Origin of the sequence: Ottowia sp., from assembly GCF_035325765.1 — a bacterium.
In the GTDB taxonomy this organism is placed as follows: domain Bacteria; phylum Pseudomonadota; class Gammaproteobacteria; order Burkholderiales; family Burkholderiaceae_C; genus Ottowia.
Window position 1 is genome coordinate 29,877 of sequence record NZ_DAOKZG010000026.1, and the last position, 14,574, is coordinate 44,450.

The following is a 14,574-nucleotide window of genomic DNA, read 5'->3' on the forward strand; positions in this document are numbered from 1 at the left end:
AACTCCAGAGTCAAGCGACTATCATGGCGGGATGAAGATCAGCCAACTGGCGCGCGAGACCGGCACGCCCGCCGACACCATCCGCTACTACGAGCGCGAGGGACTGCTGCCCGAGCCGGCGCGCGGCGACAACAACTACCGCGTCTACGGCCCCGAGCACCTGGAGCGCCTCGCCTTCATCCGCCAGGCGCGCGGGCTCGACATGTCGCTGCAGGAGATCCGCACCCTGCTACGCTGGCGCGACCAGCCCGGCGCCGACTGCGGCGCGGTGGACGCGCTGGTGGACGAACACATCGAGCACATCGCCACCCGCATCCGCGAACTGCGCGCGCTGGAGCGCCAGCTCAGGGCGCTGCGCGCCCAGTGCCAGCAGGCCAGCGACACCGCGCACTGCGGCATCCTGGTGGGCCTGAGCCAGGCCGAGGTGGCCGGCGGCGCCGCGGCGCTGCAGCACGTCGGCGGCGCGCACGGCCGCCACTGACCGCGCACGACTCGGCTAACATGCGCGCCGCGGTGGCGCAACGGCACATGCCGGTGCCGCCGACATCCCGCGATCCCCGCAAGAACAAGACAAGGAGTGAGGACATGCGCCTGTTGCATTGGCAGGAACGACCCGTGGCGGCCCTGGCGGGCGGCGGCGTCATCGCCCCGGACGAGCGCCTGCCCTGGCCGCAGACCACGGCGATGGGCATCCAGCACGTGGTGGCGATGTTCGGATCGACCGTGCTGGCGCCGATCCTGATGGGATTCGACCCGAACCTGGCGATCTTCATGAGCGGCATCGGCACGCTCATCTTCTATCTCGTCACCGGCGGTCGCGTGCCAAGCTACCTGGGCTCGTCGTTCGCCTTCATCGGCGTGGTGATCGCCGTCACCGGCTACGCCGGCCAGGGCCTGAACCCCAACATCCCGCTGGCGCTCGGCGCCATCGTGGCGTGCGGCGCCGTCTATGCGGCCATCGGCGTGGTCGTGCACCTCGTCGGTACCGGCTGGATCGAACGCCTGATGCCGCCCGTGGTCACGGGCGCGGTGGTGGCGGTGATCGGCCTGAACCTGGCGGGCGTTCCGATCAAGAACATGGCCGCCAGCAGCTTCGACAGCTGGATGCAGGCCGTCACCTTCCTGTGCGTGGCACTGGTCGCGGTGTTCACGCGCGGCATGGTGCAGCGCCTGCTGATCCTGGTCGGGCTGGCCATCGCGACGCTGATCTACCTGGCGCTGGCCAATGGCCTCGGTCTGGGCAAGCCCATGGACTTCTCGGGCATCGGCACCGCCGCGTGGTTCGGCTGGCCGAAGTTCCAGGCGCCGGTGTTCGAAAGCGGCGCGATCCTGATGATGGTGCCGGTCGCGCTGATCCTGGTGGCCGAGAACCTGGGCCACGTCAAGGCCGTGAGCGCCATGACCGGCCGCAACCTCGACCCCTGGCTGGGCCGCGCCTTCATCGGCGACGGCATCGCCACCATGGTCTCGGGCAGCAGCGGCGGCACCGGCGTCACCACCTATGCCGAGAACATCGGCGTGATGGCGGCCACGCGCATCTACTCCACCGCCGTCTTCATCATCGCCGCCCTGGTGGCGCTCGGGCTGGGCTTCTCGCCCAAGTTCGGCGCCCTGATCCAGGCGATCCCCCTGCCCGTGATGGGTGGCGTATCGATCGTCGTGTTCGGCCTGATCGCGATTGCCGGCGCGCGCATCTGGGTGGACAACCGGGTCGATTTCTCCGACCCGGCCAACCTGCTGATCGCCGCGCTGACGCTGATCCTGGGCACCGGCGACTTCACCCTGAAGTTTGGCAGCTTCGCGCTGGGCGGCATCGGCACCGCCACCTTTGGCGCCGTGTTGCTGGCCGCGCTGCTGCGCCGTCAGCCGGTCGGCGCGCGCGCCTGAACGTCGGCCCCGGCGCGCGGTTCAGGCGTGCCGGCGGCGTCCGTCGGTGCGCCCGCCGCGCACGTGTGAGCCCACCGCCACGGTTGCCCCGGCCACGGCAAGGCCCAGCAGGGCCCCGCCCAGCACATCGCTGGGGAAGTGCAGGCCCAGCAGCACGCGGCTCCAGCCCACGCCCAGTGCCAGCAGCAACAGGCCGCTCGCCAGCGGCTGCCAGCGCAGCCAGGCCAGCGTGCCGGCGAAGGCGAAGGCGGCGGCCGTGTGCAGGCTCGGAAAGCCCGCGCGCACGCCATGCGGCAGCCACTGGATGCCCAGGCCGTAGGCGGCCGGTCGCGGCATCGGCAACAGATCGCGCAGGACCACCACCGCGCACCAGCACAGCGTCGTGGCCAGCAGCGCCACCAGCAGCGGCGCGCGCCGACGCGGCCGCAGCACGGCGACCAGCAGCAGGGCGGCGGGCACGGCGATCGGCACGCCGGCGGAAAGCAGGCGCGCCGCCCCGATCACCCAGGTGGGCGTGTCGAACCCGGCGTTCACGAGCAGGAACAAGGTGCGATCGGCAGCCAGCATCGGGTTCTCGCAGTCGGCGGGCGGTGGCGCCGCGGATCAGGCAGTCATGGCGGCCAGCGCGCCGTCATCCGGCGATCGGGCGTCGGCACCCGGCCCAGGCGTCCAGTGCCGGTCGATCGGTCGGGCTGCGCACGTCCAGCAGCCCCAGCACCGTCGGGTAGAGGTTGTCGTGCGTGAGCGGGGTGTCGATGCCGGCGCGCAGGCAGGCATCCGCCAGGCCGGCCCGCCGGCCCAGGCCCCCATCCAGCCAGGCCACCAGTGGCACGTGCTTCTGGACATCGGGCGCAAGCCGGAACGGCATGCCATGCAGGTAGAGCCCGTATTCGCCCAGCGACTCGCCGTGGTCGCCGACGTAGAGCAACCCGGTGTCGAAGCGCCCGGACTGCGCCCGCAGCCAGTCGATGGTGCGCCCGAGGATGTGATCGGTGTAGGCGATCGAGTTGTCGTAGGCATTGATCAGTTCGCTGTGACTGCAGTCCGACAGCGTGTTGGTGCGGCATTCCGGCAGGAAGCGCTTGGCGGCTTCGGGCGAGCGCTTGAAGTACGCCGGCCCGTGGCTGCCCATCTGGTGCAGCACCAGCACCACGCCGCGTGCGACGCGTTCGGGCGGCAGCGCCGCCAACTGCTCGTCCAGCCCCTGCAGCAGCACGTCGTCCAGGCACTCGCTGCCGCGGCACAGGCCGGGGTGCGCGCGCGCGTCGTTCACCTGCGCGTGTGCCACGCGGTCGCACACGCCCTTGCAGCCGCCCGACTGGTTGTCCAGCCAGAGCACCGCCAGGCCGGCCGCCTGCAGCACGTCCAGCAGGTTCTCGGAGGGCGTGCGCCGGCGCTCGAATTCCACCCGTCCCCAGGGCGAGAACATGCAGGGCAACGAGGCCAGCGTGCTGGTGCCACAGGACTGCACCTGGCGCCAGCTGATGGCGCCGCGCGCCGCCAGCTCGGGCGTGGTGTCGCGCGCGTAGCCGTTCAGGCCGAAGTGATCGGCGCGCGCGGTTTCGCCCACCACCAGCACCAGCAGCGGAGGCCGCGCCTGCAACGCGTAGCTCGGCCCCAGCGCGGCGCCCGCGCTGATCGGCTCGAGCACAGCGCCGCGCGCCAGCGCCGGCCGCAGCGCGACCACGCCCGCCGACCACAGGCTGGCCAGCGGGTTCATCATGTAACGCAGCTCGGTGTGGTTGCGCATGAGGGGCGCCAGGGTGCGCGACATGGTGGCGACGCAGGCCGCGGCCGCGCCAGCGGCGAGCAGCAGCAGCACGGCGTTGCGCCACAGGCGGGACCACGCGCGCTCGCGCACGATCGGCACGCGCCAGAGCCACGCGAGCGCCGGCGCGGCCACGCCCAGCACCGCCAGCAGCATGCGCCCGCTGAGCAGTTCGCGCACCTCCACGCTGTCGGTGTGCAGCACGTTGGCGACCATGGATGGATCCATGATGGTGCGGTAGCTCGCCATGTAGTACTGCACCAGCGCCGCCAGCAGCACAAGCGCCATCCACAGCGGCTTCATCCAGCGCGACCAGGCGGTGAGCGCGAGCAGCGCCACTGTGCCGGCCAGCAACAGCCAGCCCATGCCCAGCACCAGCGGCAGGTACAGGCTGGGCGCACGACCGATGCGCGCCAGCGCCGCCCACAGCGGCCAGTTGGTGGCCAGCAGCAGGTAGAGCGCCAGCACGCAGACCACGAAGCGTGTCGTGCGCGGTCGTCCCAGCCAGTCCCAGGCCGCGGCCGCGCCCGCCGGGAGCCACGTCCTGCGGGCGGATGACAGGACGGGGGAAGACGCGAGTTCGGACATCGCCGCGACTGTGCGGGCGCCGGCTGAAGCATGGCTGAACGCCGGGTTCAGGGAGTGTTCAGCTTTGTATCTATCGGCATCTGCCGCGTGCGGATCAGCGCGCGCCGCGCCAGGTCGCAGGCCCAGCCCGCGAGCCAGCAGACCCAGGCGCTCCACAGCGTGTGGCTGAAGAAGTGCGCGCCGCGCAGCTGCTGGCTGATGCCCAGCACCAGGCCCGTCAGCAGCGCCGCCGCCAGCCACGCCGCGGCCGCTCGCGGCGCGTGCCGCCGCAGGGCGAACCAGCCGCCGACGAAGGCAAAGCCGACCGAGGCGTGGCCCGCCGGAAAGCAGTGACCGGGCCCGCCATCGCGCATCCCCCACAGCCAGTGCGAGATGTGGGTCGCCCGGCCGCCGAACCCGGCCAGATCCCAGGGGCAGCTGGTCTGGCTGAAGTGCTTGAGCAGGGCCACCGCCGCCACCCCCGCGAGCGCGCTCAGCACCAGCTGCCAGCGCTCGCCCGGCGTGAGCCGCCGCAGCACGCCACGCGGCCAGCGCAGCTGCAGCAGCAGGCCGAACCAGACGGCCCAGCCGAGCGCCTTGCCGCCCCGATGCAGCACCTCGGTGAGCCAGAAATCCTCGCGCCAGGGGAATCCGGTGGCGCCCCCCGCCAGCCGTGCCAGCCACAGGTCCCCACCGCTCGCATCCCAGGCCAGCAACAGCAGCAAAGCCAGCGCCGTGATCGCGAGCGGGCGGGAATCGGTGGCAGGCATGCTGAATCCGCGCGGCGTGCAGGTCGCGCATCGGGTGCAAGGTCGCGCAGCCTACCCCCGCTGCCTGAATGCCGGCTGAACGAGACGGAACGTGCCGCCGCTCGGCTGGCCGTAGACTCACGCCCATCTGCTGCCAAGGCCCGGCCCATGCGCATCCTGCTGGTTGAAGACGACGTCACGCTGTCCGAGGCGGTGTGCGCCTACCTGCGCGCCAAGTCGTTCGTGGTGGACGCCGCGCCCAGCCTGGCGGCGGCGCGTGCGGCGCTGGCCGCGGCGCAGTACGCGGCGGTGCTGCTCGACCTCCACTTGGGCGACGGCGACGGCCTGGCGCTGCTGCCCGAGCTGCGCGCGCTGCGCGAGCGCCCGATCGTCATCGTCCTGACGGCACGCGACCAGGTCAGCGACCGCATCCGCGGCCTCGACGCGGGCGCCGACGACTACCTGGTCAAACCCTACGACCCGGCGGAGCTGCTGGCGCGCCTGCGCGCGGTCGAGCGTCGGCGCAGCGGCACGGCCTCGACGCTGCTGCGCCTGGGAACGCTGGAGATCGACCTCGGCCAGGACCGGGTGCGCCGCGCCGGCCGGCCGGTCGAGCTCACGCCCAAGGAGTGGGCGCTGCTGCGCGTGCTGGCCAGCCGACCCGATCGCATCCACACGCGCGAGGCGCTGCAGGACGCACTCTACGGCTTCGACGCCGAAGCCGACAGCAACACGCTCGAGGTCTTCATCAGTCGGCTGCGGCGCAAGCTGGGGCGCACCCACATCCAGACCCTGCGCGGCCTGGGCTACCGGCTCTGCGCCGCGGATGCGGACGATGCCTGAGGCGCAGGCCGCCGCGCACGGCCCGGCGCGTCGCGTCGCCGGTTCGCTGGCCGGGCGCCTGACGCGCACCCTGGTGCTGTGGACCGGCGCCGTCTGGCTGGCTGGCGTGCTGGCCGTGGCCTGGTATGTCGATCGCGAGATCCGCTACAACTTCGACAACGAGCTGGTCGAGGCGGCGCACCGCATGTTCGACATCGCGCTGACCCAGGTCGACGCCACCGCGGAGCCCCGCCAGTCCGACGCCCCGCGGCTGGCACGCCCGGCGCTGTTCCAGGAGGACGAGCTGATCTACCAGCTGGTGGACGGCGACACGCGCGTGCTGCTGCGCTCGGCCGGCGCCACCGACGCCATGTTCGACGTGCCGCTGGCGCCCGGCTTCCAGGACCTGCGCGACTGGCGCATCTATACCGTGCGCCACCCGACGCGCGCGCTGTACCTGCAGGTCGCCGACCCGCTGGGCGAACGGCGCAGCGCCGTCAACCGCACCCTGATCGGCCTGCTGGTGCCACTGGTCGCTGTGCTGCCACTGCTCGGCCTGGGGTTGCGCCAGATCGCCCGGCGCGAGCTGCGCGGCCTGGCCCAGCTCGCGGACGCGATCGCGCAGCGCGGTGGCGCCGACCTGAGCCCGATCGCGCTGCCCGGTGCGCCGCGGGAACTCGCCTCGGTGGCCGATGACGTGAACCGCCTGCTCGAACGCCTGGCGCACGCACTGGACGTGGAGCGCGCGCTCGCCGCCAACGCCGCGCACGAGCTGCGCACGCCGCTCACCGCGGCGCGCCTGCGCCTGCAGACCGCGCTCGACCACGGCCTGGAACGCGCCGAGGTGGAGGCGGCGCTGGTGGCACTGCAGGCGCTGGCGCACCGCAGCGAGAAGCTGCTGCAGCTCTCGCGTGCCGAATCCGGCGCCGCCCTGCTGCGCCAGCCGATCGACCTGGCGCGGCTGGCCGCCACCGTGGCCGAGGAGTTCTGGCAGGACGAGGCCGTGGCGGCCCGGCTCGATCTGCGCCTGCCCGAGCCGCCGCTGGCGCCCGTGGCCGGCGACCTCGACGCGCTGGCGATCGCCCTGCGCAACCTGGTGGAAAACGCCCTGCGCCACGCCGCGCCGGCGCGCGTGCTGATCGAGCTGCGGCCACCGGCCACCCTGGCCGTGCGCGACGAGGGCCCCGGCATCGCGCCGGACCTGCTGCAGACCCTGCGCCAGCGCCACATGCGCCACGCGGGCGACGTCGCCGGCTATGGCCTCGGCCTGTCGATCGTCGCCACCATCGCGCGCCAGCACGGCGCGCGCCTGGAGCTGGCCTCGCCGCCACCGGGCCACAGCCACGGCTTCGAGGCGCGCATCGTGCTGTCCTGATTCCGGCAGCAGCCGGTTCAGGACGCCGTCTCGCACGGCCACAGCAGCGTCACCCCGCCATCCGAAGGCAGCAGGTGGCCGAGCGGCACGCAGACCTCGGCCACGCACCAGTCGTAATCGGCGGTATAGATGGAACGCGTGAGACGCAGCACGCCGGCGTGCCGCTCGGCGGGCCGGTATTCGTACCAGCCGTCACGCAGCACGGCATCCGCTGGCGGTTCCATCCCGGCACCGCTGCCGCGAATGCGCGCCCGCTCGAGTTGCAGGCCCGGCCGGCCCGCAGCATCGCGCCGCACGCGGTAGTCCTCTTCCCAGCGCGTCTTCTCGATCGAATGCGTCCAGGCCAGGGTGAAGCGCGACGCGGCCACGAAGCGCACGCCCGCGTCGCCCGCGGCCGGCAGCTCGATCGTGGCGTCCGGCGGCAGGCTGGCGGCCAGCGCCAGGCAGGCGCCGAGCAGCGCCGCGCCGGCCACGGCTCAGGCCGGCACCGCCGCGCGCACGCGCCGCGTGCGCCACAGGTGCCAGAGCACGAAGGCGGCGCAGGCCAGGAAGCCGATCTCGTCGGTCCAGGGCGCGGCCACCACCAGCAGGCAGGCGGCGGCAAAGGCGTACAGACGCTCGACCCAGGACAGTGGCGAGGCCACGAAGCCGATCGTCGCCGCGCCCCACAGACCGATCGCCAGCACCGCCTTGAGCACCACGTAGACCGTGGCCCACCAGTCGCCGCCCTGCAGCATCAGCGCCGGCGAATACACCGCCATGTAGGGCATGATGAAGCCGGCCACGGCGATGCGCATGGCGTTCACGCCGATCTTCAGCGGCCGCTCGCGCGCGATCGGCGCCGCCGCGAAGGCGGCCAGCGCCACCGGCGGCGTGAGGTCGGCCATGATGCCGAAATAGAACACGAACATGTGCGAGATGATCAGCGGCACGCCCAGCTCGAGCAGGATCGGCGCCGCCAGCGAACTGGTGATGATGTAGTTGGGGATGGTCGGGATGCCCATGCCCAGCACCAGACAGCTCAGCATGGTCAGCACCAGCGCCAGCAGCAGGTTGTTGCGGCCCAGCGCGATCACGTAGCCGCCCAGCTCGGCCGCCACGCCGGTCAGGTTGATGATGCCGATGATGACGCCGACCAGGGCGCAGGCGATCGCCACCGACAGCGCGTGGTGCGCGCCGTCGACCATGGCCTGCACCGCCAGCTTGCGCGTGTCCCGTCCGGTGCGCAGCGCGTAGGTCAGGGCCACCAGCAGCGCGACCAGCACGAAGAAGGTGCCGACGCCGAACTCGTAGAAGCCCGCCGTCGCCAGCGCCAGCAGCAGCCAGAACAGCACGCGCAGCGGCATGCCACGCACGCCCTGCATGCAGGCGGCGCCGAAGATCAGGATCGCCGTCAGGCCCAGGCCGACGGTGCCGGAAAACAGTGGCGTGTAGCCCGAGAACAGCAGCACCACGAGGCCGATCAGCGGGATCAGCAGATACCACTGGCGCTTCACCGCGGTCCAGGGGTTCGGGCATTCCTCCTTGGGCAGGCCCAGCAGGTTCTTGCGCCCGGCTTCCAGGTGCACGACCCAGAACGCGGTGGCGAAATACAGCATGGCCGGGATGCTGGCGGCGATGCAGACCTCGACGTAGGGGATGTTCAGCGTCTCGGCCATGATGAAGGCCACCGCCCCCATCACCGGCGGCATGATCTGGCCACCCATGCTGGACGTGGCCTCGACCCCGCCGGCAAAGGCCGGGCTGTAGCCGAAGCGCTTCATGAGCGGGATCGTGAACTGCCCGGTGGTGACCACGTTGGCCACGCCCGAGCCGTTGATGGTGCCCATGAGGCCGGAGCTGATCACCGACACCTTGGCCGGACCGCCGCGCGTGTGGCCCACCGTGCCCATGGCGAAGTCGGTGAACAGCTGGATCATCCCGGCCTGCTCGAGAAAGGAGCCGAACAGGATGAACAGGAAGATGTAGCTCGACGACACGTAGGTCGGCGTGCCGTAGATGCCCTCGGTGCCGAAGGAAAGCGCGCTTACGATCTGGTCGGCGCCGTAGCCGCGGTGCTGCAGGGCCGCCGGCAGCAGGTCGCCCCACAGGCCGTAGGCCAGGAACACCGCGCAGATGATCGGCAGCGCCCAGCCCATCATGCGCCGCGCCGCCTCGAACACCAGCACCAGCAGCACGATGCCGGCGACCCAGTCGGCGTCGGTCAGCTCGCCCGCGCGGTGCGTGAGGTCGGCCTCGAACACCCACTGGTAGATGCCGGTGGCAAAGCCGGCGATGCCGAGCAGCCAGGCCAGCGGCTTGTAGCCCTTCCCACGCGGCGTGAAGCCGGGGTAGAGCAGGAAGATCATCAGCAGCACGAAGCCCACGTGCACCGCGCGCACCACCTGGCTCGAGAGCGGACTGAAGGCGGCGGTGATGACCTGGAAGCTGGAAAAGGCCAGCGCCACCCAGAACACGGCGTTGCGCCAGTCAAGCTGGTCGTGCCGCGGCATCAGCAGCTCCTCCTCCGGCTGCGAGGGCGCCACGGTGGCTTCAACGGGGATCGGGGCGGTGGACGGGCTCATGCCGGGCTCCGTGCGGGCTCAGGAAGTGCGGGCTGGCGCCCGGGCCGCACGGCGCGCAGCGCGCGCTGCGCCAGCCTGGACGCGAGACCCCGGCCCGGCAGGCCTCACTTGATCACGCCCTTCTCGCGGTAGTAGCGCTCCACGCCGGGATGCAGCGGCACCGGCATGCCGGTCACGGCATTCTCCAGCTTGATCGCCTTGGCCGCGTTGTGCGCCGCATACAGGGTGTCGATGTTCTCGTACATCGCCTTCACCATGGCGTAGGCCAGGTCGTCCGGCACCTTCGATTGGGTGATCAGGAAGTTCGGAATCGCCGCTGTCTCCACGTCGGCCGTCTGGCCGGTGTAGGTGCCCGCCGGGATGATGGCGGGCAGGTAGGCCGCGCTGCCGACCTTGGCCACCACGTCCTTGGGCACCGGCACGACGACGATCTTCACCGAGCTGGCGAGGTCGCGGATCGAGGCCACGCCCAGGCCGGCCGACTGCAGCGTCGCATCGAGCTGGCGGTTCTTCATCAGCTCGACGGACTCGCCGAACGGCAGGTATTCCACCTTGCCGAGGTCGGTGTAGCTCAGGCCGCCGGCCTTCAGGATGGCGCGCGCGTTCAGCTCGGTGCCCGACTTGGCGGCGCCCACCGACAGGCGCTTGCCCTTGAGGTCGGCCAGGGTCTTGATGCCCGATTCCTCGCTGGCGACGATCTGGATGTAGTTGTTGTAGGTGGCCGAGAAGCCGCGCAGGTGGGTGAGCGGCTCCTTGAAGCCGGCCTCGGCATCGCCGGCCCAGGCGTCGGCCACGGCATCGCCCAGGGCGAAGGCGACCTCGCCGCGCCCGGCCTGCAGCAGGTTCAGGTTCTCGGCCGAGGCCTTGGTCACCTGGGCCGTGCTGCGCACGTCCGGCAGTGCCTTGCCGAACAGCTGCGACAAGGCCACGCCCACCGGGTAGTAGACCCCGCTCTGGCCGCCCGTCAGGACGTTGATGAACTGTGCCTTCTGCGCCAGCGCGGCGCCGCCCAGGGCCAGCAGGCCGGCCGTCAGGCCGGCGGCGAGCTTGATCTTCAATCGCATGGGGTATTCCTCCGGAAACTCGACAAAGAAGGCCATGCTAACCGTGACGCCCCGGGTTGCGCCATTCGGGATTCACCCAGCGCGCGGCGCTCAGTCCCCGGCGGCGCCGCGCCCGAGCTTCTCGCTCGCCCAGTAGACCTCGCCCGGCTCCTGCCCTTCGCCGCGATTGAGCACGCGGGCCAGCACGAACATGAGGTCGGACAGGCGGTTCAGGTAGCGCCGCGGTGCCGGTCGCAGGTCCTCCTGCTCGCCCAGCGCCACCACACTGCGCTCGGCGCGCCGCGCCACGGTGCGGCACACGTGTGCCTGCGCGCCGGCGCGCGTGCCTCCCGGCAGGATGAATTCCTCGAGCCGCGGCAGCTTGGCGTTGTAGTGCTTGAGGGCCTCGTCCACGTGCGCCAGCGCATCGTCCTTGAGCAGCTCGAAGCCGGGGATCGAGATCTCGCCGCCCAGGTTGAAGAGCTGCTGCTGGATGTCGGTGAGCAGGGTGCGCACGTCCTGCGGCAGCGTCTCGGTGAGCAGCAGCCCGATGTGGCTGTTCAGTTCGTCGACATCGCCCATCGCGTGCGGCCGCCCGCTCGCCTTGGACACGCGCGTGTTGTTGCCCAGGCCCGTGGTGCCATCGTCACCGGTGCGCGTGGCGATCTGGCTGAGACGTTTTCCCATGCTTGGCTTTCTCCTGTCTTGGGGTCTTGCGATTCATGCGCTGGCCGATGCGGCCCGTGCCGGCCCGGCCTGGCGCGCCAGCGCGCGCAGGCCCAGAAGGTAGGAGTCGACACCAAAGCCGCAGATCTGCCCACGGGCGACGTCGGCGATATAGGAGCGGTGGCGGAACGCCTCGCGCGCGTGGATGTTGGACATGTGCACCTCGACGATCGGGCAGCCCAGGATCGCCAGCGCGTCGCGGATGGCGATGCTGGTGTGCGTCCAGGCGCCGGCGTTGATCAGCACGCCGTCGACGCGATCGTGGTGCGCCTGATGGATGCGCTCGCACAGCGCGCCCTCATGGTTGGTCTGGAAGCACTCCACCGTCACGCCCAACTCGTCGCCGAGCTGCAGCAACGCGCGGTCGATGTCGGCCAGCGTCGCGCTGCCGTAGTGCGCCGGATCGCGCTGGCCGAACATGTTCAGGTTGACACCGTGCAGGACGAGGAGCTTCATGGCGGCATTGTGGATCAGGTCAGCGGCACGGCCAGCCAGTCCAGCGCCGCACGCGTGTCGGGGCGCACGCCGCGCCACCACGCGAAGGATTCAGCGGCCTGCTCGACCAGCATGCCGACGCCGTCGGCCAGGCGCGTGCAGCCGGCCTGTTGCGCCAGCCGCAGGAAGGGCGTCAAGCCTCGCCCGTACATCATGTCGTAGGCCAGCGTGCCGGCGCCAAAGCTGGACGCCGGCACCGCCGGCGCGGCGCCGGCCAGGCTGGCCGAGGTCGCGTTGATGACGAGGTCGAAGGCGGCTTCCCGCGCCAGCGCGGCATAGCCGCCACCGGCGAGCGCGCAGCGGCCGGCATGCGGCGCCAGTTCGGCCGCCAGCGCCTGCGCCTTGTCGGCGCCGCGGTTGGCAATCACGATGCGTGCCGCGCCGGCGCGCGCCAGCGGCAGCAGCACGCCGCGCGTGGCGCCGCCCGCACCCAGCAGCAGGATCGAGCGCCCGGCGAGCGGCTGGTCCAGGTTGGCCTCGAGGTCGCGCACCAGGCCGATGCCGTCGGTGTTGTGCGCGGCGACGCGGCCGCCCTCGAAGCCCAGCGTATTGGCGGCGCCCGCCCGCCGCGCCTCGTCGCTGGCCTCGTCGGCCACCGCCAGCGCCGCCTGCTTGAACGGCAGGGTGACGTTCAGCCCGCGCCCGCCGGCGGCGCGGAAGCGCGCCAGCGCCTGCCGGAAGCTGGCCTCGTCCGGCCCGCCGTCGATGGCCTCGTAGACCATGTCGTGACCCAGGGCACGCGCGAACAGGCCATGGATGAGGGGCGACTGGCTGTGGCCGATGGGATGGCCGATGACGGCGTAGCGGTCGGGCATGCGGCAATGGTAGCCGCCCGCCGACGTGCTGGCGCGACCCCCGACGCAGCTGCGGTAGTCTTGCGGGCTCGCACGACAAGGAAAGGAACACCCATGCGAATCTGGCAACGCCCCATCTCGGTCGACGCCCTCACCGAGATGAGCAAGGACACCGCCGTGTCCCATCTGGGCATCGAATTCCTGGAGGTTGGCGACGACTTCATTCGTGCGCGCGTGCCGGTGGATCCGCGCACGCGCCAGCCCTACGGGCTGCTGCATGGCGGCGTCAGCGTGGTGCTGGCCGAGACGCTCGGCTCCACCGGCGCCGCCTGCTGCTGTCCCGAGGACGCGCGCGTGGTCGGTCTGGAGATCAATGCCAACCACATTCGCGGCGTCACCGAAGGCTGGGTCACGGGCACCGCACGGCCGGTGCATCTGGGGCGCACGACCCAGGTCTGGGCGATCGAGATGCACGACGCTGCCGGACGGCTGAGCTGCGTCTCGCGCATCACCATGGCGGTGCTCGCGCCACGATGAACCGGACTGCGGCTTAAACTGTCCCGCGAATCCCTGGAGACCACCATGAACGCCCCCGTGCAAGCCGCCCACGTGGCACCCGAGATCCAGCCGCGCCCGGTGCCTCCTGTCCTGGTCGAGGCGCTGCGCCAGCGCTTTGGCGACGCGTTTTCCGATGCGCTGGCGGTGCGCGAGCAGCACGGGCGCGACGAATCGGCCTTCACCACGGTGCCGCCGCCGGCGGGCGTGGTGTTCGCCGCCAGCACGCAGGACGTGAGCGACCTCGTCAAGCTGTGCGCGGCGCACCAGGTGCCGGTGATCCCCTACGGCATCGGTTCCTCGCTGGAAGGGCATCTGCTGGCGGTGCAGGGCGGCATCAGCCTGGACCTCACGCGCATGAACCGCATCCTCGCCGTCAGCGCCGACGACATGACTGCGACCGTGCAGCCCGGCGTCACGCGCGAGCAGCTCAACACCGAGCTGCGCCACCAGGGCCTGTTCTTCCCGATCGACCCGGGCGCCAACGCCACCCTGGGCGGCATGAGCGCCACGCGCGCCAGCGGCACCAACGCCGTGCGCTACGGCACCATGCGCGAGAACGTGCTGGCGCTGGAGGTGGTGCTGGCCAGCGGCGAGGTGATCCGCACCGGCACGCGCGCCAAGAAGAGCAGTGCCGGCTACGACCTGACGCGCCTGTTCGTCGGCAGCGAGGGCACGCTCGGCGTGATCACCGAGATCACGCTGCGCATCCACCCGCTGCCCGAGGCGGTGGCGGCTGCGGTGTGCTCGTTCCCGAGCATCGCCGACGCCGTCGACACGGTGATCCAGGTGATCCAGCTTGGCGTGCCGATCGCCCGTGTCGAACTGCTGGATGCCCGCACGGTGCAGGTCGTCAACCAGTACAGCAAGCTCGACCTGCGCGAGGCGCCGATGCTGCTGATGGAATTCCACGGCTCGCCCGCCGGCGTGAAGGAGCAGACCGAGGCGGTGCAGGCGATCGCCGGCGAACACGGCGGCGCCGATTTCGAATGGGCCGACACGCCCGAGGAGCGCACGCGCCTGTGGACCGCGCGCCACAACGCCTACTTTGCCGGCGTGCAGAGCCGTCCCGGCTGCCGCTGCATCACGACCGACGTCTGCGTGCCGATCTCGCGCCTGGCCGACGCGCTGCTGGCCAGCGTCGACGAGGCCGACGCCAGCGGCATCCCCTACTTCCTGGTCGGCCACGTGGGCGACGGCAACTTCCACATGGGCTACCTGATCGACCC

The 14,574-nt window shown here is 71.5% G+C and carries 15 protein-coding genes; 6 read left to right on the forward strand and 9 right to left on the reverse strand.

What is annotated here, in order from left to right:
- Positions 1-31: 31 nt before the first annotated feature.
- Both cadR and PKA16_RS09875 read left to right on the forward strand, forming a co-directional pair.
- Positions 32-481 carry a Cd(II)/Pb(II)-responsive transcriptional regulator gene (cadR, locus tag PKA16_RS09870; RefSeq protein ID WP_324402793.1) on the forward strand — a complete coding sequence of 150 codons (450 nt, stop codon included), beginning with the start codon at positions 32-34 and terminating at the stop codon, positions 479-481.
- Between the two features lie 104 nt (positions 482-585).
- Entirely contained in the window at positions 586-1,887 is a 1,302-nt protein-coding gene (locus tag PKA16_RS09875) for a solute carrier family 23 protein (protein ID WP_324402795.1), read from the forward strand.
- Between the two features lie 21 nt (positions 1,888-1,908).
- Here the strand turns inward: PKA16_RS09875 and PKA16_RS09880 are convergent, their stop codons facing one another.
- The 3 genes from PKA16_RS09880 to PKA16_RS09890 all read right to left on the reverse strand — a co-directional run bounded on the left by PKA16_RS09880 (position 1,909) and on the right by PKA16_RS09890 (position 4,992).
- Positions 1,909-2,454 (reverse strand): phosphatase PAP2 family protein, encoded by a 546-nt coding sequence (locus PKA16_RS09880; protein WP_324402797.1) that lies wholly within the window; start codon positions 2,452-2,454, stop codon positions 1,909-1,911.
- Positions 2,455-2,518: 64 nt separating this feature from the next.
- The gene (locus tag PKA16_RS09885) at positions 2,519-4,243 is read right to left on the reverse strand and encodes a sulfatase-like hydrolase/transferase (protein ID WP_324402798.1); all 1,725 of its coding nucleotides are present in this window, start codon (positions 4,241-4,243) and stop codon (positions 2,519-2,521) included.
- 47 nt (positions 4,244-4,290) lie between these two features.
- Positions 4,291-4,992 (reverse strand): phosphatase PAP2 family protein, encoded by a 702-nt coding sequence (locus PKA16_RS09890; protein WP_324402800.1) that lies wholly within the window; start codon positions 4,990-4,992, stop codon positions 4,291-4,293.
- 147 nt (positions 4,993-5,139) lie between these two features.
- On the opposite strand from PKA16_RS09890, the gene PKA16_RS09895 reads away from it, so the two are divergent.
- On the forward strand, positions 5,140-5,814 hold the full coding sequence (locus PKA16_RS09895) for a response regulator transcription factor (protein ID WP_324402802.1): 675 nt from the start codon (positions 5,140-5,142) through the stop codon (positions 5,812-5,814).
- On the forward strand, positions 5,807-7,168 hold the full coding sequence (locus tag PKA16_RS09900) for an ATP-binding protein (protein WP_324402804.1): 1,362 nt from the start codon (positions 5,807-5,809) through the stop codon (positions 7,166-7,168). Before PKA16_RS09895 ends, PKA16_RS09900 begins: the two co-directional genes overlap by 8 nt.
- Positions 7,169-7,185: 17 nt before the next feature.
- On the opposite strand, the gene PKA16_RS09905 is transcribed toward PKA16_RS09900, so the two are convergent.
- From PKA16_RS09905 to aroE, 6 genes are all read right to left on the reverse strand, one after another.
- Positions 7,186-7,641, reverse strand: coding sequence for a DUF1850 domain-containing protein (locus PKA16_RS09905; RefSeq protein WP_324402806.1), 456 nt, complete (start codon positions 7,639-7,641; stop codon positions 7,186-7,188).
- Between the two features lie 3 nt (positions 7,642-7,644).
- Positions 7,645-9,732, reverse strand: a complete 2,088-nt coding sequence (locus tag PKA16_RS09910; RefSeq protein ID WP_324402808.1) for a TRAP transporter permease — start codon at positions 9,730-9,732, stop codon at positions 7,645-7,647.
- Between the two features lie 104 nt (positions 9,733-9,836).
- A complete protein-coding gene (locus PKA16_RS09915; RefSeq protein ID WP_324402810.1) occupies positions 9,837-10,796 on the reverse strand; it encodes a TAXI family TRAP transporter solute-binding subunit in 960 nt (319 codons plus the stop codon).
- Between the two features lie 90 nt (positions 10,797-10,886).
- Positions 10,887-11,462 carry a cob(I)yrinic acid a,c-diamide adenosyltransferase gene (locus tag PKA16_RS09920; RefSeq protein WP_324402812.1) on the reverse strand — a complete coding sequence of 192 codons (576 nt, stop codon included), beginning with the start codon at positions 11,460-11,462 and terminating at the stop codon, positions 10,887-10,889.
- A 33-nt stretch (positions 11,463-11,495) separates the two neighbouring features.
- Positions 11,496-11,957, reverse strand: a complete 462-nt coding sequence (gene aroQ / locus PKA16_RS09925; protein WP_324402814.1) for a type II 3-dehydroquinate dehydratase — start codon at positions 11,955-11,957, stop codon at positions 11,496-11,498.
- Between the two features lie 14 nt (positions 11,958-11,971).
- Positions 11,972-12,811, reverse strand: coding sequence for a shikimate dehydrogenase (gene aroE / locus PKA16_RS09930; RefSeq protein WP_324402815.1), 840 nt, complete (start codon positions 12,809-12,811; stop codon positions 11,972-11,974).
- A 93-nt stretch (positions 12,812-12,904) separates the two neighbouring features.
- Between aroE and PKA16_RS09935 the strand changes: the two genes are divergently transcribed.
- Positions 12,905-13,327 carry a hotdog fold thioesterase gene (locus tag PKA16_RS09935; protein ID WP_324402817.1) on the forward strand — a complete coding sequence of 141 codons (423 nt, stop codon included), beginning with the start codon at positions 12,905-12,907 and terminating at the stop codon, positions 13,325-13,327.
- A gap of 45 nt (positions 13,328-13,372) precedes the next feature.
- The coding region (locus PKA16_RS09940) for an FAD-binding protein (RefSeq protein ID WP_324402819.1) at positions 13,373-14,574 on the forward strand (1,202 nt) is incomplete at its 3' end.

Coding starts and splice junctions, on each gene's coding strand:
- cadR (WP_324402793.1), top strand. CDS start 32: ATGAAGATCAGCCAACTGGCGCGCGAGACCGGCACGCCCGCCGACACC.
- PKA16_RS09875 (WP_324402795.1), top strand. CDS start 586: ATGCGCCTGTTGCATTGGCAGGAACGACCCGTGGCGGCCCTGGCGGGC.
- PKA16_RS09880 (WP_324402797.1), bottom strand. CDS start 2,454: ATGCTGGCTGCCGATCGCACCTTGTTCCTGCTCGTGAACGCCGGGTTC.
- PKA16_RS09885 (WP_324402798.1), bottom strand. CDS start 4,243: ATGTCCGAACTCGCGTCTTCCCCCGTCCTGTCATCCGCCCGCAGGACG.
- PKA16_RS09890 (WP_324402800.1), bottom strand. CDS start 4,992: ATGCCTGCCACCGATTCCCGCCCGCTCGCGATCACGGCGCTGGCTTTG.
- PKA16_RS09895 (WP_324402802.1), top strand. CDS start 5,140: ATGCGCATCCTGCTGGTTGAAGACGACGTCACGCTGTCCGAGGCGGTG.
- PKA16_RS09900 (WP_324402804.1), top strand. CDS start 5,807: ATGCCTGAGGCGCAGGCCGCCGCGCACGGCCCGGCGCGTCGCGTCGCC.
- PKA16_RS09910 (WP_324402808.1), bottom strand. CDS start 9,732: ATGAGCCCGTCCACCGCCCCGATCCCCGTTGAAGCCACCGTGGCGCCC.
- PKA16_RS09915 (WP_324402810.1), bottom strand. CDS start 10,796: ATGCGATTGAAGATCAAGCTCGCCGCCGGCCTGACGGCCGGCCTGCTG.
- PKA16_RS09920 (WP_324402812.1), bottom strand. CDS start 11,462: ATGGGAAAACGTCTCAGCCAGATCGCCACGCGCACCGGTGACGATGGC.
- aroQ (WP_324402814.1), bottom strand. CDS start 11,957: ATGAAGCTCCTCGTCCTGCACGGTGTCAACCTGAACATGTTCGGCCAG.
- aroE (WP_324402815.1), bottom strand. CDS start 12,811: ATGCCCGACCGCTACGCCGTCATCGGCCATCCCATCGGCCACAGCCAG.
- PKA16_RS09935 (WP_324402817.1), top strand. CDS start 12,905: ATGCGAATCTGGCAACGCCCCATCTCGGTCGACGCCCTCACCGAGATG.